General features: G+C 28.3%; 35 protein-coding genes. 9 read left to right on the top strand and 26 right to left on the bottom strand.

From position 1 onward, the window contains the following. Positions 1–159: 159 nt before the first annotated feature. Together MBORA_RS04085 and MBORA_RS04080 are read right to left on the bottom strand one after the other, a co-directional pair. Positions 160–852 carry a TIGR00297 family protein gene (locus MBORA_RS04085; RefSeq protein WP_394296260.1) on the bottom strand — a complete coding sequence of 231 codons (693 nt, stop codon included), beginning with the start codon at positions 850–852 and terminating at the stop codon, positions 160–162. A 143-nt stretch (positions 853–995) separates the two neighbouring features. Then, on the bottom strand, positions 996–1,577 hold the full coding sequence (locus MBORA_RS04080) for a 30S ribosomal protein S3ae (protein ID WP_042693567.1): 582 nt from the start codon (positions 1,575–1,577) through the stop codon (positions 996–998). Positions 1,578–2,584: 1,007 nt separating this feature from the next. Between MBORA_RS04080 and MBORA_RS04075 the strand changes: the two genes are divergently transcribed. Then, positions 2,585–3,979 (top strand): glutamate--cysteine ligase, encoded by a 1,395-nt coding sequence (locus tag MBORA_RS04075; RefSeq protein WP_063720266.1) that lies wholly within the window; start codon positions 2,585–2,587, stop codon positions 3,977–3,979. Positions 3,980–3,990: 11 nt separating this feature from the next. Here the strand turns inward: MBORA_RS04075 and MBORA_RS04070 are convergent, their stop codons facing one another. From MBORA_RS04070 to MBORA_RS04045, 6 genes are read right to left on the bottom strand one after another with little or no spacing between them, the layout of a single operon-like run. After that, entirely contained in the window at positions 3,991–4,311 is a 321-nt protein-coding gene (locus MBORA_RS04070) for a NifB/NifX family molybdenum-iron cluster-binding protein (RefSeq protein WP_063720265.1), read from the bottom strand. 1 nt (position 4,312) lies between these two features. Next, positions 4,313–4,882, bottom strand: a complete 570-nt coding sequence (locus MBORA_RS04065) for a flavodoxin family protein (protein ID WP_063720264.1) — start codon at positions 4,880–4,882, stop codon at positions 4,313–4,315. Between the two features lie 10 nt (positions 4,883–4,892). Continuing rightward, complete coding sequence (mtnP, locus tag MBORA_RS04060) at positions 4,893–5,651, bottom strand: S-methyl-5'-thioadenosine phosphorylase (protein WP_042693571.1); 759 nt, start codon at positions 5,649–5,651, stop codon at positions 4,893–4,895. Positions 5,652–5,655: 4 nt separating this feature from the next. Beyond that, positions 5,656–7,104 (bottom strand): RtcB family protein, encoded by a 1,449-nt coding sequence (locus MBORA_RS04055; protein WP_063720263.1) that lies wholly within the window; start codon positions 7,102–7,104, stop codon positions 5,656–5,658. A 35-nt stretch (positions 7,105–7,139) separates the two neighbouring features. Next, the gene (locus MBORA_RS04050; RefSeq protein WP_042693815.1) at positions 7,140–7,460 is read right to left on the bottom strand and encodes a hypothetical protein; all 321 of its coding nucleotides are present in this window, start codon (positions 7,458–7,460) and stop codon (positions 7,140–7,142) included. A 34-nt stretch (positions 7,461–7,494) separates the two neighbouring features. Then, the gene (locus MBORA_RS04045; protein ID WP_042693573.1) at positions 7,495–7,914 is read right to left on the bottom strand and encodes an archease; all 420 of its coding nucleotides are present in this window, start codon (positions 7,912–7,914) and stop codon (positions 7,495–7,497) included. 89 nt (positions 7,915–8,003) lie between these two features. Here MBORA_RS04045 and MBORA_RS04040 point away from each other — a divergent pair, with 89 nt between their 5' ends. After that, positions 8,004–8,186, top strand: a complete 183-nt coding sequence (locus tag MBORA_RS04040; RefSeq protein WP_063720262.1) for a hypothetical protein — start codon at positions 8,004–8,006, stop codon at positions 8,184–8,186. Between the two features lie 102 nt (positions 8,187–8,288). Here MBORA_RS04040 and MBORA_RS04035 read toward each other — a convergent pair whose 3' ends face one another. Together MBORA_RS04035 and MBORA_RS04030 are read right to left on the bottom strand one after the other, a co-directional pair. Further along, a complete protein-coding gene (locus MBORA_RS04035; protein ID WP_042693575.1) occupies positions 8,289–9,398 on the bottom strand; it encodes an ORC1-type DNA replication protein in 1,110 nt (369 codons plus the stop codon). A gap of 29 nt (positions 9,399–9,427) precedes the next feature. Then, the gene (locus MBORA_RS04030; RefSeq protein WP_063720261.1) at positions 9,428–10,147 is read right to left on the bottom strand and encodes a 6-hydroxymethylpterin diphosphokinase MptE-like protein; all 720 of its coding nucleotides are present in this window, start codon (positions 10,145–10,147) and stop codon (positions 9,428–9,430) included. Between the two features lie 271 nt (positions 10,148–10,418). On the opposite strand from MBORA_RS04030, the gene MBORA_RS04025 reads away from it, so the two are divergent. The 5 genes from MBORA_RS04025 to MBORA_RS04005 all read left to right on the top strand — a co-directional run bounded on the left by MBORA_RS04025 (position 10,419) and on the right by MBORA_RS04005 (position 13,246). Then, positions 10,419–10,649, top strand: coding sequence for a hypothetical protein (locus MBORA_RS04025; RefSeq protein WP_147659502.1), 231 nt, complete (start codon positions 10,419–10,421; stop codon positions 10,647–10,649). 106 nt (positions 10,650–10,755) lie between these two features. Beyond that, positions 10,756–11,898 carry a pyridoxal-phosphate-dependent aminotransferase family protein gene (locus MBORA_RS04020; protein ID WP_042693580.1) on the top strand — a complete coding sequence of 381 codons (1,143 nt, stop codon included), beginning with the start codon at positions 10,756–10,758 and terminating at the stop codon, positions 11,896–11,898. A 108-nt stretch (positions 11,899–12,006) separates the two neighbouring features. After that, the gene (locus MBORA_RS04015; RefSeq protein WP_042693582.1) at positions 12,007–12,429 is read left to right on the top strand and encodes a GerW family sporulation protein; all 423 of its coding nucleotides are present in this window, start codon (positions 12,007–12,009) and stop codon (positions 12,427–12,429) included. 12 nt (positions 12,430–12,441) lie between these two features. After that, positions 12,442–12,993 (top strand): hypothetical protein, encoded by a 552-nt coding sequence (locus tag MBORA_RS04010; RefSeq protein WP_052331820.1) that lies wholly within the window; start codon positions 12,442–12,444, stop codon positions 12,991–12,993. After that, positions 12,983–13,246 carry a hypothetical protein gene (locus MBORA_RS04005; protein WP_042693584.1) on the top strand — a complete coding sequence of 88 codons (264 nt, stop codon included), beginning with the start codon at positions 12,983–12,985 and terminating at the stop codon, positions 13,244–13,246. The genes MBORA_RS04010 and MBORA_RS04005 overlap by 11 nt, the downstream gene beginning before the upstream one ends. A 2-nt stretch (positions 13,247–13,248) precedes the next feature. Here the strand turns inward: MBORA_RS04005 and MBORA_RS04000 are convergent, their stop codons facing one another. Next, entirely contained in the window at positions 13,249–14,781 is a 1,533-nt protein-coding gene (locus tag MBORA_RS04000) for a thiamine pyrophosphate-binding protein (RefSeq protein ID WP_042693586.1), read from the bottom strand. Beyond that, positions 14,778–15,236 carry a dCTP deaminase gene (locus MBORA_RS03995; protein ID WP_042693587.1) on the bottom strand — a complete coding sequence of 153 codons (459 nt, stop codon included), beginning with the start codon at positions 15,234–15,236 and terminating at the stop codon, positions 14,778–14,780. Before MBORA_RS03995 ends, MBORA_RS04000 begins: the two co-directional genes overlap by 4 nt. Before the next feature lie 97 nt (positions 15,237–15,333). Between MBORA_RS03995 and dmpI the strand changes: the two genes are divergently transcribed. After that, positions 15,334–15,519, top strand: coding sequence for a 4-oxalocrotonate tautomerase DmpI (gene dmpI / locus MBORA_RS03990; RefSeq protein ID WP_042693589.1), 186 nt, complete (start codon positions 15,334–15,336; stop codon positions 15,517–15,519). A 212-nt stretch (positions 15,520–15,731) separates the two neighbouring features. On the opposite strand, the gene MBORA_RS03985 is transcribed toward dmpI, so the two are convergent. Then, on the bottom strand, positions 15,732–17,210 hold the full coding sequence (locus MBORA_RS03985; protein ID WP_042693591.1) for a sodium-dependent transporter: 1,479 nt from the start codon (positions 17,208–17,210) through the stop codon (positions 15,732–15,734). Between the two features lie 74 nt (positions 17,211–17,284). Between MBORA_RS03985 and MBORA_RS03980 the strand changes: the two genes are divergently transcribed. Continuing rightward, entirely contained in the window at positions 17,285–17,662 is a 378-nt protein-coding gene (locus MBORA_RS03980) for a DUF4258 domain-containing protein (protein WP_042693593.1), read from the top strand. A gap of 1 nt (position 17,663) precedes the next feature. On the opposite strand, the gene MBORA_RS03975 is transcribed toward MBORA_RS03980, so the two are convergent. The 13 genes from MBORA_RS03975 to MBORA_RS03920 form a co-directional block, all read right to left on the bottom strand. Then, positions 17,664–18,587: a putative glycoside hydrolase gene (locus MBORA_RS03975; RefSeq protein ID WP_052331821.1), complete on the bottom strand. Its 924-nt coding sequence runs from the start codon at positions 18,585–18,587 to the stop codon at positions 17,664–17,666. A gap of 910 nt (positions 18,588–19,497) precedes the next feature. Further along, positions 19,498–20,682: a signal recognition particle-docking protein FtsY gene (ftsY, locus tag MBORA_RS03970; protein ID WP_063720260.1), complete on the bottom strand. Its 1,185-nt coding sequence runs from the start codon at positions 20,680–20,682 to the stop codon at positions 19,498–19,500. 456 nt (positions 20,683–21,138) lie between these two features. Continuing rightward, on the bottom strand, positions 21,139–21,315 hold the full coding sequence (locus MBORA_RS10530; RefSeq protein ID WP_155930817.1) for a hypothetical protein: 177 nt from the start codon (positions 21,313–21,315) through the stop codon (positions 21,139–21,141). Between the two features lie 249 nt (positions 21,316–21,564). Continuing rightward, positions 21,565–21,996 (bottom strand): prefoldin subunit alpha, encoded by a 432-nt coding sequence (pfdA, locus tag MBORA_RS03965; protein WP_063720259.1) that lies wholly within the window; start codon positions 21,994–21,996, stop codon positions 21,565–21,567. 19 nt (positions 21,997–22,015) lie between these two features. Further along, a complete protein-coding gene (gene rpl18a, locus MBORA_RS03960; RefSeq protein ID WP_042693594.1) occupies positions 22,016–22,240 on the bottom strand; it encodes a 50S ribosomal protein L18Ae in 225 nt (74 codons plus the stop codon). Continuing rightward, positions 22,237–22,929, bottom strand: a complete 693-nt coding sequence (locus MBORA_RS03955; protein WP_042693596.1) for a translation initiation factor IF-6 — start codon at positions 22,927–22,929, stop codon at positions 22,237–22,239. The genes rpl18a and MBORA_RS03955 overlap by 4 nt, the downstream gene beginning before the upstream one ends. A gap of 49 nt (positions 22,930–22,978) precedes the next feature. Further along, positions 22,979–23,224 (bottom strand): 50S ribosomal protein L31e, encoded by a 246-nt coding sequence (locus tag MBORA_RS03950; RefSeq protein WP_042693598.1) that lies wholly within the window; start codon positions 23,222–23,224, stop codon positions 22,979–22,981. Positions 23,225–23,236: 12 nt separating this feature from the next. Continuing rightward, the gene (locus MBORA_RS03945; RefSeq protein WP_042693601.1) at positions 23,237–23,392 is read right to left on the bottom strand and encodes a 50S ribosomal protein L39e; all 156 of its coding nucleotides are present in this window, start codon (positions 23,390–23,392) and stop codon (positions 23,237–23,239) included. A 24-nt stretch (positions 23,393–23,416) separates the two neighbouring features. Then, the gene (locus tag MBORA_RS03940; protein ID WP_042693603.1) at positions 23,417–24,001 is read right to left on the bottom strand and encodes a DUF7411 family protein; all 585 of its coding nucleotides are present in this window, start codon (positions 23,999–24,001) and stop codon (positions 23,417–23,419) included. Positions 24,002–24,006: 5 nt separating this feature from the next. Further along, complete coding sequence (locus tag MBORA_RS03935; protein ID WP_042693605.1) at positions 24,007–24,363, bottom strand: DNA-binding protein; 357 nt, start codon at positions 24,361–24,363, stop codon at positions 24,007–24,009. 23 nt (positions 24,364–24,386) lie between these two features. Next, complete coding sequence (locus MBORA_RS03930; protein WP_042693607.1) at positions 24,387–24,824, bottom strand: 30S ribosomal protein S19e; 438 nt, start codon at positions 24,822–24,824, stop codon at positions 24,387–24,389. Positions 24,825–24,921: 97 nt separating this feature from the next. After that, a complete protein-coding gene (locus tag MBORA_RS03925; protein ID WP_063720258.1) occupies positions 24,922–25,179 on the bottom strand; it encodes a YhbY family RNA-binding protein in 258 nt (85 codons plus the stop codon). Continuing rightward, complete coding sequence (locus MBORA_RS03920) at positions 25,148–25,513, bottom strand: ribonuclease P protein component 4 (RefSeq protein ID WP_063720257.1); 366 nt, start codon at positions 25,511–25,513, stop codon at positions 25,148–25,150. Before MBORA_RS03920 ends, MBORA_RS03925 begins: the two co-directional genes overlap by 32 nt. Positions 25,514–25,803: the final 290 nt, after the last annotated feature.

Here is a 25,803-nt window from a genome sequence, read left to right as displayed (position 1 = left end):
TCACAACAAGAAAAACAACAACTAATATTTAAATCTTTTCACAAACACAACAGAAAACACAAAAAGAATCAAAGAAAAATAAAAAAAACTAAAAAATATGTCAAAGAGCTAACAAATTGACAGTCCCGATATAAAAAAGAAATTTTAAGTAAATGAAATTTAAATAAGTAAAATTCCAATAATAGCTCCCGTAATTGTAGCTAATAAATTAACATGCTCATTATTTAACATGTTTCTTCTCTCAAAAATAGCTCCTAAGAAACTATCCATAAAACAACCAATAGTTCCAGAAACTGCAGACACTAAAATAGCAGAAAAAGGATTTTCAAGAATGCCTAATATAAAAGCACAAACTCCTATTATAACTGCACCAAAAATTCCAACAGAAGTTCCTAAAAAAGACACGGCTCCGTTTGTTCCTGGATCTACTTTTTGAAATGTAGTAATTAAACGAGGTTGATGTAATACCCCAATTTCTGAAGCGAGAGTATCTGCAGTTGCAGTAGCTATTGCTCCAATGAAACCTCCAACAAATGGCAAATAATATCCTCCAAATGCTGCCATCATGCATGCAACAATACCATTTGATATAACATTCTTAGAAGTTCTTCTACCTTCAAATTCTCCTAAAGAACGTTTATAAGTTTTAGAGTATCTAGTAGCAAGTAAAGATAAAAGTAAAAAAATCAATATAAGCAATAACCAATTAATCCCTGCTGAAAAGATAATCACTATTCCCATGATAATCATGACCAAAGAGCCTAGAAAATCAAGTGCTTTTCTTTTGTATGTGATAAAACCTAAAATAAATAATACAATCACATAACCCCAATTTATCATTAATTGTTCCATTGTTATCACTTAAAGAAAATTCCTGTTAGATATATTATATAAAACAATAAGTATATAAAACTTAATTTAAAAGAGAGTATACTATTAAAAAAATGGATTATGTAAAAATAATATATAAAATAAAAAAAGAGAAGTTAAAGTAATTAATTGATTACTTTACTTTTAATAATCTCCACTCTTTTGAGAGGATAGATTTTTTTAGCATTATGGTAAATTTCAGAACCTAGTTTACCATTAACAACTGTTTTAATCAATTCATCGAAAGTTTTTTCAGCAGCATTTTCCTTAATTAAATCTTCAATAACTTGTCTCATGTATTTTTGTTGAGAAGATTTAGCTCTTCTTACAGTTACTGCAAGCACATGAAGTTTAATTTTTTTATCATCTTTAGTTTTAACTATTGCAGATGCATCAATTCTAGAAGTTCCCCTTCTAATCATACTTCTTACATAATCAGTAGTAGTTTTATGACCAGTAAATTTAGTATTAGCAACATTACCTGCTACATTATCAATTTCAAACCTAAGTTTTATGTATTGTTTTGAGAAATCACCACTTAATTCCCTCATAGTAACCTCTACTCCCCTTCCAATGAGAAGTTCAGAATCTCTTGCTGGAGTTTCTCCAATTTCTTTATCTTCAAAATTCACTGGTGTTTTAATTGTATACCAAGATTTTTCTTTCCATGTATCACGTACTCTACGCCTTGCTTTTGCTTTTGCCATTCTATCAACCGTTTTTAAAAAATTTTTTTATGAATATATTATCAAATATAGCTACCACTATTAAATTTTTATAAAAATGTCTTAAAATACTGTATTTATAAAAAATTACCTAAAATAGACTATAAAATAAAATTATAATAGATTATACTTATATAATCTTTTATTAAACTATTGTGAATTTAATTCACTTTATTTAAAGAATAATTTGTTAATTAAGTTTTATATTATTAAAACCCGCCCATAAAGGTTACTACTACATATTTTATTCATCTTATATAAATATTATCAAAAAAACCATGTGCGAAATATTTTGTTTTAACTCTGATAAACCACAAAAAATAAACAATTATTCGGTGTTTTTATAATCATAGAAAAAAACATTGACTATTGATAAAGAACCTATCAAAGCTAATTGCAGTGAATATTTAAATAATATATTAACCCAATCATATGTTGGACAAATATTTTTGCTCATATAAAATTAGCACCCATAGGTCAAGTAATTTTACCAAATTGTCATCCTTTCACAAAACTAGATAATAAATAATAGAACATGGGTTCTTATTCATAGTGGAATCATATTTGAAAGTTCATTACTTAAAAATTATGAAAACATAATAAATAAAAATACAGATTCCGAAAAAATAATACATTACATAATTGATAAAGTAAATGAATTTGAAAATGAAAAAGGATAACATGTAAAGAACATATAAACTTATTAACTGATATACTCAAAGAATCATCAAAGAATAATAAGTTAAACATAATGATTACGATGAAGAAGTTTATATGTGTCCATACTAATCAAAAAAAAATTCCTTTATTATTTAATAAATGATAAAGGAATTCTAATAACTACAAGTCCCTAACAACAGGAAAAGATTGGAAAGAATTAGAATTAACCTATTATTCTGTAAAAGATGGTAAACTTTTATATAAAAGTAAAAAACATGAAAAGGAATTCATGGACAAAATAATTAAATCAATTAATAATAAGGGAAAAAATGAATTTAAATTTGAATAATCTTAAATCATTAACAACGGAAGAAATAATGGCTAGTAGCTTTGGAATTGAATGGGAAGGTTTAAGAACAACAAGTAATGGCCATTTATCATTGACTCCACATCCAAAAAGGTTTGGAGATAAATTAAAAAATCCAATCGTTACAACAGATTTTTCAGAAAGTCAACTTGAGATAATAACAGAAGCTTATGATAGTGTTGATGAAGCATTTGATATGTTTTCAATAATTTCAGATCTGATAAATATTAATCTTAAAAAAGACGAATATATTTGGTTTCAATCAATACCCTGTATACTTCCAAAAGCTGATAAAATTCCAATAGCTAAGTATAGTATTGAAGGAATAAACTCTGAAATATATCGAAAAGAATTAGCTAAAAAATACGGTTTCAAAAAACAAATGATTTCAGGAGTACATTTTAATTTTTCATTTAAAGAATCTAGTATTGAAAAGTTATACGAACTTTTTGGAAAAAATATGACTTATAAAGAATTTAAAGATGAAATATACTTAAAATTATCTCGGAATTATCTAAGATATTGTTGGATTATAATTTATTTGACTGGATGTTCTGTTGGTTGTCATGAAACATTTACAAAAGATTGTATCAAATTAACAGATTGTGAAGATGGATACGGCGGACATTACACCACAAAAGGCCCTTCTCTTAGAAACTCCTCAATAGGATATAAAAATTTAATAAAACTTTATCCTAGCTATAAAAATGTTTTAAGTTTTACAGATGATTTAAAAAGTTATTTAAAAAAAGGAGTATTAATTCAAGCCAAAGAATTATACGCACAAATTAGATTAAAACCAAAAGATCCTCAAAATATGATCACCTCTTTAATAAATGACGGAATTCAATATGTAGAAATAAGAACCCTTGATATAAATCCATTTTATAAATGCGGATTAATAAAACACGATATGAAATTTTTACACATATTTTTAATTTATATGTTAATTAAAGATGAAAGTGAATACGAAAATTGGCAAGAAGAAGCTATACTTAACGAAGAAAATACTGCTGAAAAAGCATATGATAGCTCTATGAGATTAATTAAAGATGGATCTGAGATAATTCTTAAAGATTGGGCATTAGAATTAATTAATGAAATGTATATAATGTGTGAAGAATTGGGTATTAAAAAAGAAAAAACACTTGACTTAATGTATAATCGAATAAAAAATCCCTCCCTAACCTATGGACAACGTTTAATCAAATTAGTTGAAAAAAATGGTTTTATAAATACCCATGTTGAATTATCTAAAAATAATAAAAAAGCTAGTAAAACTTTTGTTGAAACAACAGATTTAAGTGAAATTAAAGAAATTAAAAAAATGTACTATAAATGCGCTACCTGCAATTAAGCACAATTTTTTTATTTTTTCATAAAGTTATAATGATCAATATACCTTTTTAAAACTTCATCAATAGGCCCTTCATCTGTTACCAGTTTAATACCCATTTCATCGGCTTTAACTTTAGATTTAAATCCATATTGAATAGAAATCACAACTTGACAATCTTCGCACACCTTTAGAACTTTACTTCCTTGATGTTTTGAATCTTTACTAATAGCTATTTTTCTAGATTCTACAAATTTCAATTCTTTTTCATAATCATATATATAAACAGAACTTCCTTTTCCAAGATGTAAATCTACATTTTCACCATCAGAAGATACAATTGCTATTCTCATATTAATCCCTCACCTTTTTAATTATACGAGCAACATTAGCCCCAAATAAACGTATTGTTTCAATGCCTTCAATATCATCTAAGGCATTGTTTTCATGACCTGCAAAAACCATGTTCCAATAAGTGCTTCCAGCAACAATCATATTATTAATTGGAAAAAACATTGTCATTTCTTGGAGAGTTAATGTTTGTCCACCTCGCCTTGCTACAGCTATCGGACCTCCAACCATCCATTCTAAAAATTTAGTAGTGCCTCTTGAAACTTTACCTATTCTTTGAAGAGCAGACATAATATCCCCACGTGCAGTTCCAAAATAAACTGGTGCAGCAGGTATGAATCCATCTGCATTTTTTATTTTTTCAATTATTTCATCTAATCCATCACTTAAAACACAATTCCCCTCATCTACACATTTATTACATGCAATACATGAAAGAATATTTTTACCTCGTAAGCTGATAATTTCAGTTTCAACAGAATTTTTTTCAATTTCTTCAGCACATACTTCTAAAATATCTTGAGTATTTGAGTTTAGTCTTGGACTCCCATTTAATAGAATAACCTTTGCCATATTTACCAACTTATACTTCAGCACCATCTAATGCATGGCTACAAATACAATCTAATGAATCATCAACATTTTTAATAAAATTATATATTAACTCAAGTAGATCACTTTCTCTTTTTTTAACTATTTCAAAAACTTCATCAATTGTTAAATTATTCTCAGATATTCCAGAAGCATAATTAGAAACAATGCATATTGAATTATAACACATTTCCCTTTCACGAGCAAGTACTACTTCTGGAAGGCCAGTCATGCCCACTAAATCACCTCCAATCATTTTAAACATCTTAATCTCGGCAGGTGTTTCAAAACGAGGCCCCTCAGTACAAACATAAGTTCCACCTAAAATAACCCTTCCAGATTTATTTAAAATTGATTTTAAATAGCTACAATAAGGTTCAGTTACATCTACATGGACAACTTTATCCTCATAAAATGTTTTAACACGATTTTGAGAAAAATCTAAAAAATCATCAGGAATAACAAAAGAACCAGGGGGCATATCTAAATTCATAGACCCCACAGAATTAGTAGCAATGATCTTTGTAACTCCAAGATTTTTCAGTGCATCTATATTAGCTCTGAAATTAATCTTATGAGGAGGAATACAATGGCCTGAAGCATGACGAGGAAGAAAAGCTACTTTTTTTGAAAAAATATCCAATATTGATACTTCCACATTCCCATAATCCGTTTTAACTACTCTTTTTTCACAATTATCTGCTTTTTGAGTAATTTCGTATACTCCACTACCTCCAATAATACCTATCATTAAATCATCCTTTTGTAACAGCTAATGGTTTAACCTTAGCAACGAGTTTTGCTATTCCAGTATTGTCAGATATTTTAACAACACTATCCACATCTTTATAAGCATCTGGCGCTTCTTCGGCTATTACATTTTTACTGGTAGCTTTGATTTTAATTCCTCTATCAGATAAATCTTTTTCAATATCTTCAGCAGAATAATCTTTTTTAGCTTGAGATCTTGAAAGAACCCGACCTGCACCATGAGCAGTTGAACCAAAAGTTTCCCTCATAGCTACTTCAGTACCATGCAAAACATATGATGCAGTTCCCATTGTACCTGGAATTAATACTGGTTGACCAACTTCTCGGTATTTTTCAGGAACTTCGATTCTACCTGGTCCAAAAGCACGAGTTGCTCCTTTTCTATGAACTACTAAATCACTTACACGACCATCAATTTCATGAGTTTCTTCCTTTGCAATATTATGAGCAACATCATAAACAATTCGCATGTCCATGTCTTTTGCAGATTTACCTAAAACCTCTTCAAAAGTTTCACGAATCCAATGAGTCATCATTTGTCTATTAGCCCATGCATAATTAGCTGCAGCATACATGGCTTTTAAATAATCTTGAGCTTCACGAGTATCAAGTGGAGCACAAGCTAATTGTCTGTCCTCCAGATTAATTTTATAATTTTTATAAGCTTTATCCATCAATCTTAAATAATCAGAACATACCTGATGTCCACAACCTCTTGAACCCGAATGAATCATGATTACAATCATTCCTTTTTCAAGACCATAAACCTTTGCTACATCCCCATTATAAATTTCATCAACAACCTGAATTTCTAAGAAATGATTTCCAGAACCTAAAGAACCTAACTGAGGAATACCTCTTTTTTTAGCCTTATCAGAAACTTTAGATGAATCAGCATCTTTAATTCTACCATTTTCCTCTAAAAATTCTAAATCTTCTTCCCAGCCATATCCATTATCAACAGCCCATTTTGCTCCATAATCCAAAACTTTATCAATTTCTCCTTCTTCAAGCTTTATTTTACCTTTACTTCCAACACCAGATGGAATATTTTTAAATAGCTTTTCAACAAGTTCATCTAATGAATCTTCAATTGAATCTATGGTAAGATTTGTTTTAATTAATCTAACACCACAATTAATGTCAAATCCAACCCCTCCAGGAGAAACAATTCCATTTTTCTTGTTAAAAGCAGCTACTCCTCCAATCGGAAACCCATACCCAAAATGAATATCAGGAAGCCCAACGGAATATTTATAAATACCAGGAAGACAAGCTATATTGACAATCTGTTGAAGTGCACCTTCTTCTAAAGCCTCAAAACTTTCATCATCAAGATATAATCTTCCAGATGCTCTCATTTTCTTATTATAAGAACCTGAAATTTCATAAACATTATCCCTAATTTTTTTTACTTCATTTTTGATTGACATAAAAATCACGATTTAATCCGTTTATTAAATAAAAATTATTTTCTAAATAAAGCTGATATTCCAGCAACTAATAAAAATAGTGCTCCAAGTACCCCTAAATGTGACGATCCAACTACAAGAAAAATTGCTGCAACAATAAACATGATCCCACAAATTTCGGTTTTTTCAGTAACATACACACTAGCGACTACCCCTATAATTGAAGCTAAAAAAGCTAAAACTGCTACAAAAGGAGCATTAAATCGTGCGAAATTTTCTATAAATAATATAAATGAACCAGAAAACAAACTGAGTAATGTACCAAAAATACCGAATATTAGTTCAAAAGTTCTAGAAGTTCTTTTAACACGCTTCATATTTATAGATATTATTTTTATTTTATATATAAATTTACAAATCAACAATAACTTGAAGTTTAACCTTATCTGAAACATCAACACTCATCAAATGATAAGTAATTGCTTTTATTTCAGATTTTCTTTCATGTTTATTCCAATCAATAGATTCTCCTTTAATATTTGCACGTAAATAATACTTTGAATCTTTTTTAATCTCTACTTTAAAATAGCTGAAAAGCATGAAATCAATTTCATGAAGAAATAGTAATTCCTCTAAATAGTCATATAAAAGTGAAACTTCATCTTCAGAAGTTATTTCAAATGTTTTTTCAATTTCCGCCTTAATATTAGATGTGTCAGAAATAATATTAAAAATAGCTAATCCTGCATTTTCAAATGCTTCATTTAAATTATTTCCATATGCATAAAATCCAATATCCGCAGTTACATCAAAATACTCAAATTTATTCATAATTCCACCACACTATTACTTTTCAAATGCTCTTTCTCTTTTATTATATATTCCGTTTTAACAATTTTAAATATAGTGATGTGATTGTGATGATATTTTCTAATAAAGATACAAGTTTAAAAGCAGATTTAAGAAAAAAAACTACAATAAAAGATGAATTAAATTTTAGTGGTTATGATATTCAAGCTTGCATGGTAATGCTTGTAGTAATTACAGTATTACTTTTATCTGTTATTTCTGTTGCAGCTCAAAATCCTAATTTCATATATTAAGATTGAACATTCATAAAAACAATGCCAAACCCTTAAGCTGCCATTAGACTACAAGCAAAACCATGCAATCTAATGTTGACAGAATAATATATTACAGGAAAATTAGATTTTATAATTTTTGGGGTTAAAACGTAAAATAATTTCTCTAGAATTTCCTCTAGCCCCTTTTCCTGTAAATTTAGTATCAATTAATCTTAAAAATTCTAACTTATCCAAAGTTCTATTAAATGTAGCATAACTAATATTCTCTTTTTCTTTTAATAAATCAAATAATTTACCGGCTGTTAAAATTTCATCAAAATTAGCAACTATTCTAAGTAATGATCTTTCAATATCTTTAAGAGACTTAATGGTTTCAGAAATATTAATAGAAACTAATGAATCAACAGCTTGATTAAAATGTTCTTCTAAAATTTCACGACTTGCATCAGCCTCAGCAATATTACCACAAGACTTTAAAAGATTAATACCAATTCTTAAATCACCTTTATCATAAGTATACATAGCTATTTTTTCTAAAATATCTTGATTTAATACAGTTGGGAAAAATCCTACATCTGCCCTTTTTTTTAGAATATCTTCCACCTCAGAATAAGTATAAGGAGGAAATGTTATTTCCTGAGGAATAAAAACAGTGTTAACATTTTTATCAAAAGCATATTTAAATTCCAAATCAGATAAAATTGCAAAAATAGAGGTTTTAACAGTAGGATACTCTTCATATGCTCTTAAAATGTCATAAAATATTTTATTAGCATTTTTACTCTGAAATAAATAATTAACATCATCCAAAGCTATTACTAATGATTTTTCATTTTTCTGAAGATATTTCATGATTTGATCATAAATTCTTGAAAATGGAACGCCAGTTTCAGGAGGCATATGGCCAAAAATTTTTTTAAATATTTGAGAGAATATTCCGAAACGAGTAGTATGTAATTGACAATTAATATAAACACAAATAACCTTTTCTGTTTTCTTTTCAACCAATTCAAAAATTTTATGAATAGCTGTTGTTTTTCCTGTTGCTGGGGAACCTAAAACAATTGAATTAGATGGTTGTCCTCCCTTCATAGCAGGCCTTATTGCCATTGCCATAGCTTCCATTTGAGTATCCCTATGATTATAATCTGGAGGCATGTAATCTGGATCAAAGGCATTTATATTTTGAAAAATTGTTTCATCATACATTAAAATATCTTCAATTCCCATTTTTTCAACTCATAAAACTTGTTAATATATTATTCTATTAAATTAACTATTTTAACGTTCTCATTTTCACATATCAAATTTATAAATTTCTCCGCATATTTAAGTTTTTTCTTCTTAAACTCATCAGCTTCAGCTAAATTTGATTGTAAGTTTGGCCTTGAGTATTTAGTTACAACATCACCAAAATCCATTCCTGCAAGCGTGATTTCGCTAGCTCCAAGTGCAACAGATAAAAACATTGCCCTATCCCCATCTGTAAAACCTCCAAAATTATATAAATTTCCACGAGGTTGAGCCTGTGTTGTTCCTAACACATTGTTAAAAAATGAAGATAATCGTGCAATTTGATCTAAATTATCACCATGTGCATGAATAGCTATATTGGCCCCCTTTAAATTAGCTAATAAAATATCATCAATATTCCCATCTAAATCAGTAGCTACAATATCCGGAGACAACCTTTCTTCAATCATTGCACTTGTAGCCCCATCAGCAGCAACCAACACATAATCATTTAAATCATATTCTGCCTTTAGCTTTTTAATATGGCTTTTAAGTGAAGGACCAGCTCCAAATACAATATATTTATCTGAAAATCCAACTATCTGAGATAAATCATCTAAAGTTAAGCATCCTTCTTGTGATAAAATCTCATCTAAAACTTTTGCAGAATTCTCATCCTCTTCACGACTGAATCCGAAGTCATCTAAAATTTCTTTATAAAATATTTCCCAAAGACCAAAGTCCATTTTCATCACTCATAGTTTAACATTGAATATATTTAGTTTGTCGCTTATGATAAATTATATTTTTGAAATCCTTTGTTGATAATTGCAAAACTGTTATTTTATTAATATATTAAAACATCTTAATAATCTTTTTAAGTTTAATATGCTGGTTAAACCGTGAATTGCCTTTAATTCTAACCTTAAATAACTGTAAAATCGTTATTATGTACATGCCAATATTGATTTCTAAAAAACCTGAATTTAATATATAATGGAATGATAACTTATGTTCATGGCTGTTAAAGTTTTTATTATCCGTGACAAAACGGAATTTTCCCAGAATGCAAAAAAATACATGCAACTCATTAAAAAAAGACACAAAGGAAAATTAGATCCTGCTAAAAATCAAATAGAAAACTACCTTGGAAATAGAATGTCTAAGGAATATAAAAAAATATCCAATCAGATATTACGCCAAAAAGATGAAGAAATCGAAAAACAAAACCAATTCCTGAAAAATTGACAGACCCCTAATATGTAATTTTCATAATCTTTAAAAATAATAAAAAATAAAATTGATACTAGATTGGAAAATATAAGCTAATCTTTTATAATACGGAGGAAATTTAATGGATGATATTTTATTAATGCTTCCTGGACCAACAACAGTGCACCCACGAGTCCTTAATGCTATGTCCAAGGCTGTTGTAAACCACAGAAGCGCTAAATTTGGTGAAATCTTAACCGAAACAACACAATTAATGAGTGAAGTTTTTCAAACTCCAAATAAATCGTATTTAATAACAGGATCTGGAACTGCTGCAATGGAAGCTGGAATTGCTAATACTGTAGCTCCTGGAGAAAAAATATTAAATGTAGTTGGTGGAAAATTTGGAGAACGTTTCATGAAAATAGCTAATGCTAATGGAATCGAAACTAAAGAGTTAGCTATTGAATGGGGAACTGCTGTATCACCTAAACAAATTGAAGAAGCATTAAATGCTGATGAAGATATTAAAGCTGTTTCTGTAATTCACAATGAAACCTCAACTGGAGTAACTGCACCTATTGAAGAAATTGGAAAAATTATGAAAAATTATGATGCATTATACATTGTAGATACAGTATCCTCCCTTGGAGGAGATAAAGTAGATGTAGAAAAATTTGGAGTTGATGTTTGTCTTACTGGATCTCAAAAATGTATTGCTGCACCCCCAGGTATGGCTGCAATTACTTTAAGCGATGATGCATGGAAAGCTGTTGATAAAGTTGAAAATAATACATATTATTTAGATATGAAAGCTATAAGGAAAAGTGGGGATAAAATACCTCCTGAAACCCCATACACACCATCCGTATCATTAGTTTATGCAATGAATGAAGCATTAAAAATAATTAAAGAAGAAGGATTAAATGAAAGAATTGCACGTCACCACAAAGCTGCTAAAGCTAGTGTAAGTGCAGTTAAAGCTTTAGGTTTAGAACTGTTTGCTGATGAAGCTGTTTCTTCAGCCACTGTTACTGCTGTTAAAATGCCAGAAGGAATTAGTGATTCTGAATTTAGAGGTACTGTACGTGGCAAATATGGTGTAGAATTAGCTGGTGGGCAAGATCATTTAAAAGGGAATATTTTCAGAATAGGACACATGGGAAATATTTCATACAAAGAATTATTACAAACCTTTGGAGCTATTGGAATGACTTTAAAAGGATTTGGAATAATTGATGATGCTGGTGCTGGTGTGGCATCAATTACAGAATCATATTTATGATTCTGCTTTTTTTCTCTTTTTTGAAAAATTATAAAAAACTACTTTTTTTCTAAAAATATTTAAAATATAATAATAAATATAATCTATAAGTAGATAGGATGTGACAAAATGACAGATAATATTAAAACAACTGTTGAAGAATTACATAAACTTATTAATGTAGACAATATCATCGGTACTCCAATTGAAACTGAAGATAAAATACTTATTCCAGTGATGAGAATGGGAGTAGCTTTTGGTGTTGGGGAAAATGTTCTAGGACAAAGTAACAATGATGTTGCTGGTGCTGGTGCTGGAGTAGAACCAATATCTATGGTTATGTTGCCTAAAAGAGGAAACGATGCTGAAGGGGTTCGTGTACTTGATTTAAGTAAAGGAACTGAAACCAACAAAGCATTATCAGATTTAGGATTAATAATTACCGATTTAGTTAAAAATTATCTAAGTAATCAACAAGGAGAATACTACAACGAAGAAGAGTATATTGAACCTGAATTCACCACTAATGAAGAAAAAGTTAATGAAGAATAAGGATTATCTTATATGTTAAACATCCTAGCAATGATTATTTTAATAATCATTCTATTTATTATTATTTTTTTATATATAGGAATTAAAATATCCATTAATTACAAAAAAACAGGACCTAAATTTGAAGGTTTTGTAAATATACTTATTTTAAAAAGAATTAAAATTTACTCAATTACACTACTTGAAGATAAAAGTGAAGATAAAGACTTTAAAAAAATCTATAAGCTATCTAAACCTTTTTTAAAAGATTTTAAAATATTTTTAAATAAATTTTTAAAATGCGTTAAAGTTGAAAGTTTAGAAAATCATGTTATATTAGGTTTAACTAGTTATTCAGATACTGTTAAATATATTGGATATATTTGGATTGTTTCATTGTTAATTAGTAACACATTTCCAAATGCAAAATTAAGTGCAGAACCTTGTTTTACTGAAGAAATTATTGATTTTAAAGGAAAAGGAAACATTAAAATAAATCTTTTAAAATTAATTAAACCGACTTTGGAACTACTTTCTAAAAAAGAAATTAGAAAATTCATAAGAGATGTTAAAAATGAATTATAAAGGGAAAAAAATCTTGAAAGACGTATTTGAGATAACTTCCAAGGAAAGAATTTCTTTTAGAGAAATCTTCGGACTAACCTTTGTTTTTAAAACATCAAAAATTAGCTATAAAAATAGTCATTTTAATGGCGAAGTCAAAGCAATTGGGATTATTTATAAAGAAAATGAAGATTATTTCTTTGCACCATTTGAAAAAGAAAATAATCTTGATTTAATAGCAAAAGAGTATGTTGAAAAATATTTAAAAAAATAGAATTAAGGAAGAGGTATATCCTCACTTAATACCTTTACATCAACAACCAATGGTCCTTTAACCTCCTTATTTAACACTAATTCTAAATCTTCAATATTATCAACACACACAGCATCAATACCATAAGAACTAGCTAATTTTAAAAAGTCAGGATTATTTAATTCGACTTGATAAGGATCCATATCATAAAATGACTCTTGCCATTGGCGAAGAATTGAAAACTCTGAATTATCGATTATGAAAATAATAATATTTAAATTATTATCTTTAATAGTAGCTAATTCTTGAAGATTCATTTGAAAATCCCCATCCCCATTTATCACAATGATTTTTTCATCCAAATTAGCTATAGCTACCCCAATAGCTGCTGGAATAGCATACCCCATAGGAGCGAATCCACCAGAAAATATTAGTTTACCTGAATCATTGCATTTCTTTAAAAGAGTAGTCCAAGTAGTGTGACTACCAGCATCAGAGACAACAATATTATTTGGATATTTATTTAAAATTGAATTAATTGCAGCTTGTGGTTTTAAATCATCATAAATTCCTTCGATTTCAATTTCATTAGGTATTTTCAGGATTTCATCTAACCAATCAGCTTTTTTAAGATTTATTTCCAGTAAGAAATCTTCAACTTTTCCATGAATTGGATATTTACCTACTAAAACATCCTTATTAATGTTTACATGTATTAAATAATCTGGAATTTCTTGTAAGGTTCTCTCACTAGCCTTAATACCTAATGCAATAATACAATCAGAATTTTCATAAGCAAATTTAGCTCTAGGAGTGGATCTAATTCCAATCATTCCTAAGTTTAAATCATCACTTTCATCTAAAATTCCCCTTCCATGAAATGTAGTAACTACAGGAATTTTATACATCTCAGCAAAAGCTCTAATGGCTATTTTTTGGGATACTGCACCAGCACCTAAAATAAATAAAGGTTTTTGAGCTTTATCAATGAGTTTTTGAGCATCAACTATTTTTGACAAGTCATTTTCACATAAAGTACATAAATCATGATCTTCAAATTCTTCAGATAAAAGAACATCCTTTGATAAGTTAATATGAATCGGACCTTTTGGATTATTTTTAAGATAGAATAAAGCTACTCTTAAACAAAATACTGCCTCTGTTCCATTAAGTGGAGAAAATGACTCTGAAGTAATATGCTTAAACATCTCAAATTGAGGAATTGATTGAAAATAATCAGTATTTCTTTTATCTAAATCATTATCTCCTGTTAAAACCAATATTGGAATACTATCTTTAAAAGCGGTGGCTAATGCCATTGTAAAATTAAGTGCCCCTGGAGCAGCTGTTGAAATACAAACACCAACTTTACCACTTGAACGGTAGTATGCATCAGCAGCATGAGCTGCAGCTTGTTCATGCCTTGTTAAAATATGTTGAATCTCAGATTCACTTAAAGCTTTATACATTGGCATTATTTGTTCACCAGGTATTCCAAAAATATGTTCAATCTTTTCTTCCTCTAAGATTTCCACTAATTTCTCAGCAACATTCATAATTCTTCCTCCTGATAAGAACCATCATATTCTCCAGAGCCCTCAACAGAAAACACAACAGCTTGAGCTATTCTGTCTCCTTTTTTAATCTTATATTCAAAATCCCCATGATTGTAAACCATAAACATTAATGTTCCAAAAAACCCCGGATCCCCCACTGCTGTTTGAACTGATATAAATGAACGAAGTAGCGTTGATCTTGGAAGATATAACATTGTATAACCTTTCGGAATTTTAATTTTCCTATCAATACTTGCTAAATAAGCAGTATGTGGTTTTAAAGTGTAAATTGGGCCTTTTATTTCTTTAATTTTAGGTAAATTCTTTTCATTATCAATAAGTGAACCTTCACTTTCCTGTGTGTAAACTTTATCTAGAGCTAAATCTATACCTGAAGGTTGCACTAAATCAGCAAAATCAGGGAATAATTTTATTAGTTCCTTTTCGCCAAGCATTTTTAATCAAACCTATATTTATAAATAAATAACTATTTAACTAGCTAATGTAATATATATCCTCATTATTAATATATTTAAATTAGAGGTAATAATAATGCCAGTTATAACAATTGCTGGAAATGAAGGAATTACAACAGAAGCAAAAAGAAAAATGGTTAAAAAAGTTAGTAAAATAGTTGCTGAAAGTTATGACTTACCAACTGAAGCTATAACAGTACTTATTCAATCATATCCAAAAGAAAATGTTGGAGTTGGTGGAGAATTATTATCAGACAGATAATTAGTCTATAACTCCCTCTAAAAAACAGTATAAATAACCTCTTTTGTGGCTAAAATTTTACTATTTTTTCTAATAATAACTGTCACAACATTTAACTGATCCATAAATGAAACTTCTTCTAAATATAGCCTTATATTTACAATAAGTTCAATATAAAGATTTTTAGAAAATTTATTCAAATAAAAAAAATTAATCGCTTCTAAAGCTTAATATTAAAAAATAATAATAATAAATTTAGTTTTGTCAGAAATCTTAGTTTTTGTTAATATAATAGAACTTAATAAAACACAAAAAACAATAATCAAATCAATAATCACTTCGAATAATGAAGCGTTACTAAACAATTTAATAATACCTATAACCCACATTCCAATCAAAACAACAGGTAAAAAATATTTAATAATAAATACCCATGTTTTCCCCACTTTAATTGTTGAATTCTGATTTAAAATAGGTAAAATTTTTTCAACACCGTAAAAATATCCAAATACTATGCTTTGAATACCAATTAAAAGTAAAATACCAAATTGATTTACAAATGAATCAATAATTCCAACAAGATAACTACTAATCCCTGTTGTCAATAATAATGAAAATGTACAACCTAGAATACATAAAATTCCAGAGGTTTTTTTACGTGTCCAATTAAATTTATTAGATATTGTATTTAAAATAGGTTCAAAAAATCCTAATGCAGATGTAATACCTGCAAATAAAATAGCTAAAAATAATAATGGAGCTAATATTCTACCAAAAGAACCCATTACATTAAAAATTCTTGGAAATACAATAAATATTAAACCTGTTCCTTCACTTATCAACTTCTCAATAGCTACATTATTTGTAAATGACATGAACCCCAATATTGAAAAAACCCCAAATGCTGTAAATATTTCAAAAAATGAATTTGAAAAGACAACTACAAAAACATTATCAATTAATTTAGAATTTTCAGGAAGATAACTAGCATAAGTAAGTGCAATAGCTTGACCCATGCTTAAAGAGAAAATAATTTGTGCAAATGCAGCTAACCATATATTTATATCTAAAAGCGTTTTCCAATTAGGTTTTAAAAGAGTATCAACACCAATACTTGCACCTGGTAGTGTTAAAGAATATAATACAATAATAGCCATTATAATAAACAAAGAAGGGATTAAAATTTTTGAAACTAAACCAATCCCCCTATCAACTGGTTTGCGTGAAATAATCCATAATATAAACCACAATACCCCAACTGCAATAGAAGTAGGTAATAATAAAAAACTAACATTAGCTAAATTAGAACTTCCCCCTACAAAGTTTGTAAAATAATTTGCAGTGTTTGCACCCCAAGTAAAATTAAAACTTGATATGAAATAAATAAAATCCCAACTTAAAATCACAATATAATAAATAGTGACAACAAAGACCAACAAAACCAAAATCCATGCAATAATTTCAAAACGAGGGTTTATTGATTTTAAAATATTCGAAAAAGATTTTTTAAACTTAAATCCAATACCATATTCTAATATTAAAAATGGAATGGCCATAATGAGTATTGCACAAAAATATGGGATAAAAAATGAACCCCCACCATTAGAATATACTACATAACTAAAACGCCAAATATTTCCCAACCCAACTGCTGCACCAATCATTGCAAAAATAAATGATAATGATGATTCCCATTGAGCTTGTCTATTCATAATATTAATCCTCTAAAAAAATATATACTACACTATATACAATAATACTATATTAATTTAAAGGAAGCTTACACATGAATGTATTTGATAAATTTATTATGGGAGATACTGGAAGTATCAATTGGTGTTTTGAAAATAAACATTTTAATCAAAGATTATCAGATAATGGAATTAGTCGCGAATTTATTGTAGATACACTGATGTATGAAGAACCTATAAGTCATGAACATTTAGAATCAAATAAATATGCAGTTGTATTTAAAGCTCCTCCCTCAAAAGAATATAAAGAAATTAGAGTTGTTTTATCCTGTGATGGAAATACCATAAATTTAGTAACCATAATGAGAAACAATGAAATAATTACTAATAGACAAAACAATCAATACAAATCAGATAAAGAAAAAAATATAGAAAAGAAAAGGCTTAAAGCACTATCTAAAAGAAAATGGTAAGTTAAATTTTATTAAAATTTATATTATTATAAAGACCATATCTAAACAAGATAACTCCCCTTGCACCCCCATTTGCAGCTGCTTTAGCATCTTTTAAAAGAGATTTAGTTGAGAGTTTTGTAGTTTTATAATCAGATTGATAAGTTTGAATTCCAGTCCAAATTTTAGCGTGCTTAGATTGCGTTATAAAAGAAGATGTAATTTTTTTAATCCACGAACTTCCCTGATTATAATTTCCTTTATAAACCATCGGAATAATAACATCCAATGATTTACTTATTTTTGGAATATCTTGACCATAATACTTTTTCATGCTAGATGGTTCAGGCATTACTGCTGCTGAAACAACGATTTTATAATTAATTTTATGAACCGCATTAGAACACTTTTTAGTAAAGTAATTAATAGCATTTACACCATTTGTGTGTTTATATGCATTACCTGGGAATCTTAAATAATCAAAATGAACGCCTGCAACACCTTTTAAATTTGCATATTGTTTAGCTGATTTGATTTTTTGATTCATAAATTTGTAGTTGTAAGATCCATCTTTATTTACTGGAGAAATCCATTTTCCACCTTCATAAAATACTTGCATCCAAATATGAACTTTAATTCCATGTCTTTTAGCATCTTTAATAAAAGATTCTACCTTAACTTTACCATGTCTCTCTAAAGCATAAGCATTTAAAAAAATATGCTTAGTATGATATTTAGATAATTTATTTAAATTAATATCATCCATATCACTTGAAAGTAACCAAATTCCATTATTACTAGCCATAGATGATTTAACCTTTAATTTATATGATTCTTTAGAACTTTTATAAGTAGAAGTCTTTGAAAAAGAATAAGATATTTTATAACTTCCCTTTTTAAGTTTAATATTTAAAGTAGCTATTCCATTCTTATCTGTTTTTCGCACATAAGTCTTTTTACCTACCTTAAATTTAATTTTTTTAGCAACTAATATTTTTCCTCGTTTATCTAAAAGTTTAACTTTAAATGGAGTTTTAATTTTATGTCTATATGTTTCAAAACTAGCTTTTTTTAATTTAGTTGGAATTTGATATTGAAAATTTATCTTAGATTTGCCGATGTATGGTTTAATAATGGATTCGCCTGCATAATAATATTTAACTGAATATTTACCTTTTAATTTAAGTTTTATTTGGGCAACACCATTTTTATCAGTTTTAGCATAATAAGTCTTACTATTAACTGTAAACTTAATTCTTTTATTAGCTAATTTAACCCCACCTGCAATTAAAGCAACTTTAAATGACTCTCCAATTCCGGTATATACTGTAGTATGAACTGGAAATAATTTAGAATAACAATTTAAAATAATTAATATTTTTGAAGATTCCTTAATTGGAACAAAACCAGATTCATTAAATTTATAAGTTATTGTGTGAAATCCCTTAGATAAATTAATTTTTAAATAAGCAACCCCATTATCATCAGTAGTTCTTATGTAATTTTTATTATCTAATGAAAAAATAATTGATTTATTAAATAATGGATTTCCAAGTCCATCACATAATTGAATTGAAAAATTACCTCCTTTTAATATAGTATTATCACTAATAACATTAAATGATGGAGTAATATTTTCCCCAGTACTGTTTATATCATTTTGTGAATTTGAATCGCTTACATCGGTTGAAGGGATTTCTGTTGAATTTAAATTTGAACTATTTGATTGAATATTAGTTAAGTTATCACTAGCAGATGCAACTGAAATAGTTAAAAATAGCGTGAAAATTAAAATAAATAAACATTTTTTATTAATAATATCACCTCATTAAATATCTAATAGTAAAACAATTAATTTAACTTTTATCATCTGAATTATCACTGAATAATTGATTTAACATCCATTCAGCATCATATTCCATAATATCATCATAACCTTGGCCCATACCTAAGAATAATATAGGTTTTTTAATTACATAACCAATAGAAAGTGAAGCACCACCTTTACTATCAGCATCAGCCTTAGTTAATATAACCCCATCAATATCAATAGCTTCATTGAATTTAGCAGCTTGTTGTGTGGCATCATTACCTGTTAAAGCATCCCCAACAAATACAACTAAATCAGGTTTTGAAACTCTTTTAATTTTTTTCATTTCATCCATAAGGTTAATATTAGTTTGCATTCTTCCAGCTGTATCAATTAAAACTAATTCCTTACCTTGAGCTTTAGCATGTTCAACAGCATCAAATGCAACTGCTGCTGGATCTGAACCTTTTTTATGTTTAATGATTTTAACACCAACATTTTCTGCATGATGAGTAACTTGTTCAATAGCTCCAGCTCTAAAAGTATCAGAAGCAGCTATAACTGGAGTATAACCCATTTTTTGATAATAATTAGCTAATTTACCAATAGTAGTTGTTTTTCCAGTACCATTAATACCAACAAACATGACAATTAAAGGTTCACCTTTAGCTTTTTTCTCTTCAATCATCTCAGTCATTGATTTACCTGGAATATCAATAATTTCAGATACTGCATCTTTTAATGCATTATAAGTGAATTCTATGATATCATTACTTCTTTTAATTTTTTTACCAATTAAATTTTCTTTTACACTTTCAACAACAGCATTAGCTACTTCCATAGCCACGTCTCCTTCTAGAAGACCCATTTCAAGCTCCCATAAAACATCTTCAACATGTTTTTCAGCTATTGTTTTTTCGCTTATAAATGAAAATATACTACTAGAAGACTCTTCATCCACAGATTTATTTTTATTTCTATTCCAAAATCGAGATTTTTTCTCTTCATTAACAGTAATTTCTTCTTCAACATCCCCAACCAATTCTTCGCTTTCAGGAATTAAATTAGAATTTTCTTCGATTTTTTCTTCTTTTTTCTTTCCAAATGAAAAAAATGAAGATTTTCTACCAAACTCTTCTTGAATGTTGTTTTCTTCACTAGCTTCTTCTTTAAGTTCTTCTTCTAACTTTTCACCAGTACGTGAAAATTTTTTTTTCAATGAATCAAACAAAAATAACCCAACCTAATAAGTTGATAACTTTTTAATTTAATATACTAATAATATATTTTTCATAATATTTAAAAAAAATAGATTGAATTATAGGACAAAATAATTATCTATAAAAAAATAGGAAAACAAGTAATTAAACAATTACTTGATTATAATATGTAATAAGTATGCTATTACTAGATATTTATTATGGAATGTTTTATTTTTTGCATATACTTTAATTTTTGGTTGTTTATTTGATTTTAAAACAATTTTTGCATATATTGGATATTTTTTAGTTTTATATACTGTTTTTTGTATGTTTTAACCCATTTAGATATAGAATATGTATATGCACTTAATCCAATACCTTCTTTTATTCTTGGATTTCTCTTAGTATAAGTTATTTCTGATTTTAATTTCCATCCCTTCTTCTTCATTTCATTAAATTGTTCCTTGTAAATCGAATACCAAGTTTTAACAGTCTAATCCAGTATATGCTACAGATAAATTATTATTATCCTCAAGTTTAGAATCATCTTTAGTAATAGAGACATTTTCAATATTTTTATCAACAAATAAAACATTATTTTCAAAATCAGATAAGTTAGTTGTTTCATTAGCTATTTCTAGCACTAACACTATAAACAGCAAATAATCCCACCAATAAAAAAGTGAGCAACGTTATTCTTTTATTAAACAAATTTAAAACTCCTAATTATTTTAATTATTGCTTAAACTCAATACAGAAATATTGCTAATAGTATGTTGATATCTTATTAATGATTACTCATCAAAATCCATAATTTAATAGAATAATTATCTGTTTAAAAATAAAACGAATCAATATTGGAAAACATCAATTTGTTTTAAAAAAAATAAAAAAAGAAATTGTAAAGTATTTTACATTCCAGTAACATTACCTTGAGCTGCAGCTTGAATTTGCTCTACTTGAGCAGTTAAACTTCCAACAATATTTGTAACCTGTTGTAAGTTAGCTAACATTTTATCCAAGTTATCTTGTAAATCTTTTTTTTGCCCAGTAATAATTTCAAGAGCACCAGCTGCATCTTTTTTAACAGCAATTCCTGCACCAATACTTACAATTATTTCATCAGTGTCTTTTAGTTCTCCTTTAATAAAAGAACCCGCACCTACAGGTACAAAAGCTTCAACTGAATCTTTACCATCTAAATCATTTATGGTGTTGGTTAATGCATCAACCTCAGCAATAGAAGTCTGGATTAACTCAATTTGTTGTTGAATAAGTTCACTTTGTTGTTTATAGACATTTATCTCATTAACAAGGCTATTCAACTTTTGTTGATCTTCCATACTCACACCTTCAATGTATTTATAAAATTTCTTTTACGATAGGGTCAATTACTTCTTCAGGAGTAATTTCGGTAATATCTGAAATAGAAATTTGATTTCTATTAATACCGTGTTTACTTCCAAAACGTTCATAAATTTTTTCTTTAATATCAGCTTCACAAGTAGCCTTGTATTCTTTAGTAAATTTATGATATTCATCGCCCATTACAAAAGTTCCTTTAACTCTGTAAATTTTTGTTATCATATTAATTCCTCATGATTGTATAAATCGTCTAAAAAGCCTAATGCTTCTTCAACTCTAGCCATTTCAGGACCGGTACTATCTTTAGCAACAATTGCTCCATATGAATTAGCAATAGAGCAAGCACCAACTAAAGAAATACCTTTACCAACAGTACCAATATCTCCTTCAACATCAAATACTTCTTGAGCAAAATCTAATTCAGTTTCAACGGCATTTTTATCTATTAAAAATCCTTTATTAGTTACAGATATCACAGAACCAATAATATCACGTCCAACCATGGATGTAGATTCAACATTTACATCTAAAGTCCTTTTAATGATCTTAATTGATTCATTAGATAAAAATGGACTTGCAATAGCTCCATTATCATTAGTTGCAACAATATTCCCAATAGCAGTATACTTATCTGGAATAGTAGCTACATCAAATCCTAAATCCTCAAACTGTTTAATTTCTCTATCTAAAACATGTGGGGAAACAACAATACCATTTGAATTAGCAACAGCCAAAGATCCTATTAGGCTACTTCCAGAAACAGAAGCCCTAACAACATCAACTTTTAAAGTATCATTAATTATTTCAATTTTTTCATCTGAAAGATTATATGGAACTAATACTACTTTATCCGTTGCTAGGATAAAGACTCCTAAATTTGGATTTCCTACAATATCGACTCTTTTTAACATGTTGTAATCTCACATTCACTCAAATAGCATTTTTAAAAAGGTACTATAGCTATTCTGCTAATGTAGCTTTTACAACACCATCATCATCTTTAACTGCTTTAACAGTGATTTTTGAAGGTATTTTTTGAATACCTCTTGCCCATATTACATGATTGATAGATTCATCAATTTTAACTTCTTCAGCTTTCATGTGTTTAAATAAGAAGTTTTGTACTTCCCTAATAGCTCTAGGAGCTCTTATAGTCCTTTTAACTTTTTTAACATTTCTAAGTGGAATTGTATAAACTCTTTCCATGATAAATCCCCCTTATAATTTAAGGCTGTTTCTTCTCCAATGTCTAGGTTTAGCTTTGTATCTAAGTTTACGGTTTGTTTTAGAATAAGCCCAAATTGGAATTCTTCTATTTTGTTTGTTTGCTTTAGCCATTCTTAATTTTTTAGCTAATGGTTTATTTCTACTCATTTTCTCACCTGTACATTATAATAATTATTTTTTATATCCGATAACACGAGTTTGATAATGTTCTGGGAATATATCTAATGAATTTCCTCCTTTTTTATCAATTAATGTTCTTATTTCAACCTCATAATCAGAACTATTATCTTTATTACTTTTTTCATGAGATATTTCAAATAAATTTGATGTAATTAATTTAAGTGTTTTATAACCAAAACTATTCAAATTAATATATTGCACATCTTTTCTATCTTCAAGACTTTTAATTTGATTTATATCTAATTTAGGAGTTCTATCATCTCTTCTTGTCCCATCTGCAATAATATCATAATTTTCTGCAACTTCTTCTATGACATTTTTATGGATAAATTTGATGCCTTCATTAGGAAATCCATCTTTCATAATAATATCACAAGTTTTATCTAAAAGTTCAAAATCTAAATCAAGAACTTTATGGGTAAAATTTAAAGATTTAGCTGATAATTTTGCTGGAATATAAGATTTATAAACACCAAAATTAGCAGTGCATAATTCCACATCAAAACCTAATTTTTTAAGTATGATGGCCATAAATGATGAATCCTTACCACCACTATATAGAACTCCAGCTTTCATCGATATTATTTCCTTGTAATTTTAATCTCCCTTTTTTGACTAGAAATTTGTGAAAGAAGTACTTTTAACTGTTCATCAGTAACTTTACCTCTTAAACTTCCAGAATTAGCCGATTGTATTAATTGAATTTCAATTTGTTCAACTAATTGTGGTTTAGTCAATTTAAGATTAGCTAATCTAGCTCTAGCTTCAGAAGTTAGAATTTGACCTAAAATCTGCTTTTTTTCTGCTTCAAACTGTCTTTGTGCTTCTTGCTGTTGCGCTTGTTGAGCAACTTGTTGTTGCATTTGATTTTGAGCAGCAGCTTGTTGGGCTTGTAATTCAGCCATTCTCCTACGACGAATTTCTTCAAGATCGCTCATATCAAACTCTCCAAATAATTTAATTAATATTTTGCAAGTTCAGGGATGTCCTTAATTATTTCAGCAGAAATTTTATCTAAGAATGATCTTCCTGCTGGACTAACAACTCTTCCACCTTCAACTTTTTCAACAAAACCTGCATCTTCTAATTGGTGAAGTGCATTTCTAATAATAGCCCCACTACCTTTTCTGAATACTTCAGGGCGAACTCCACGGTCTTTTTTACCACCGTAAAAAGTTCTTAAGCTCATTACACCAACAGGTCCATCCATATAAACTCTTCTAATAATGGATGCGCATCTTACATACCACCAACCTGCATTTTCTGGTTTTCTTTCTTTATGAACACCAGTTTTAACAAATTTGGACCATGCAGGGGAATTGATTTTATCATTGTTTTTAAATTCTTCTGCGACTTTTTTAATTAATAAATCTGCAGGTACATCAAATACAGTAGTCATATTAATTCTCCAATATTTTATCAATAATTGTCCTCTTAATCCACTGTAAATTTAAGACCTAAAAAATAGGGCCTGTAACTCTAAATTTAAGTAATAATCAAGGCTTTTTTTTATAAATTACAGCAACACGGCCTCTGACATCAATGAGCTTAGCTCTAGTTTGAGACACTATGTCCGCTATATAATCATCTTTATTTTTAGCAATGTTTTTCGCAAATTTAATTTTGACAATTTCATTAGCTTTAAGTTGGCGTTTGATTTCTTCTAAAACATTATCATTAACACCAAATTTACCAATATTAATTGTCATCGCGGAAAGAGCTCTATTCATCATTTCTTTTTTTGATTGACTCATATTTAGCTCTCCTCTTATGCTTTTTTTCCTTACGATAAGGAAGTTTCATAACATGGCCACATTCACTACAAAAAATGTTAACCTCTGAGTTAACTAGCCGGACAGTGCAATTATGACCAGGGTAAAGGAATTTACTACAATTTTTACAATATCTTCTAGACCATTTTTCAGGAATTTTAGTATTGTACTTAGTAGATAATTTTTTAGCTAATTCAACATATCTGTCACTACGTTCAGGATGATTGATGAATTCCAACTCTGCACGTTCAAAAAGAATATTCATTCTTTCAATAGCTATATTTATCATCCACTTTGGTCGTTTTCCTCTACTCAAAAATATCCTCCATATTAATAATGAAAATAGGATATAATATTCAAATTGAATTAGAATGATTTGCGCATAATAAAACAAAAACCATAGTTAAAAATAACCTTAGGTTAATATGAATATTATAAATAACTCTGTTTTTTAGTATTTATAAATGTTGTGTAAAAATGACTTTGTTGAAATCCTAATTTAAAATTTTTACTACTCTATCGATGTTGTATATTGCTGTTTTGAGTCTTGTTTCTTTGTTTTGTAGTCTTGTATGTTTACTTTTATTTGTTCCTGAGAATTTTCTT

The sequence above is a fragment of the Methanobrevibacter oralis genome (assembly GCF_001639275.1).
GTDB lineage: Archaea > Methanobacteriota > Methanobacteria > Methanobacteriales > Methanobacteriaceae > Methanocatella > Methanocatella oralis.
The sequence above is the reverse complement of the archived record's forward strand: the minus strand, read 5'-3'. Positions and strand labels throughout refer to the sequence as shown.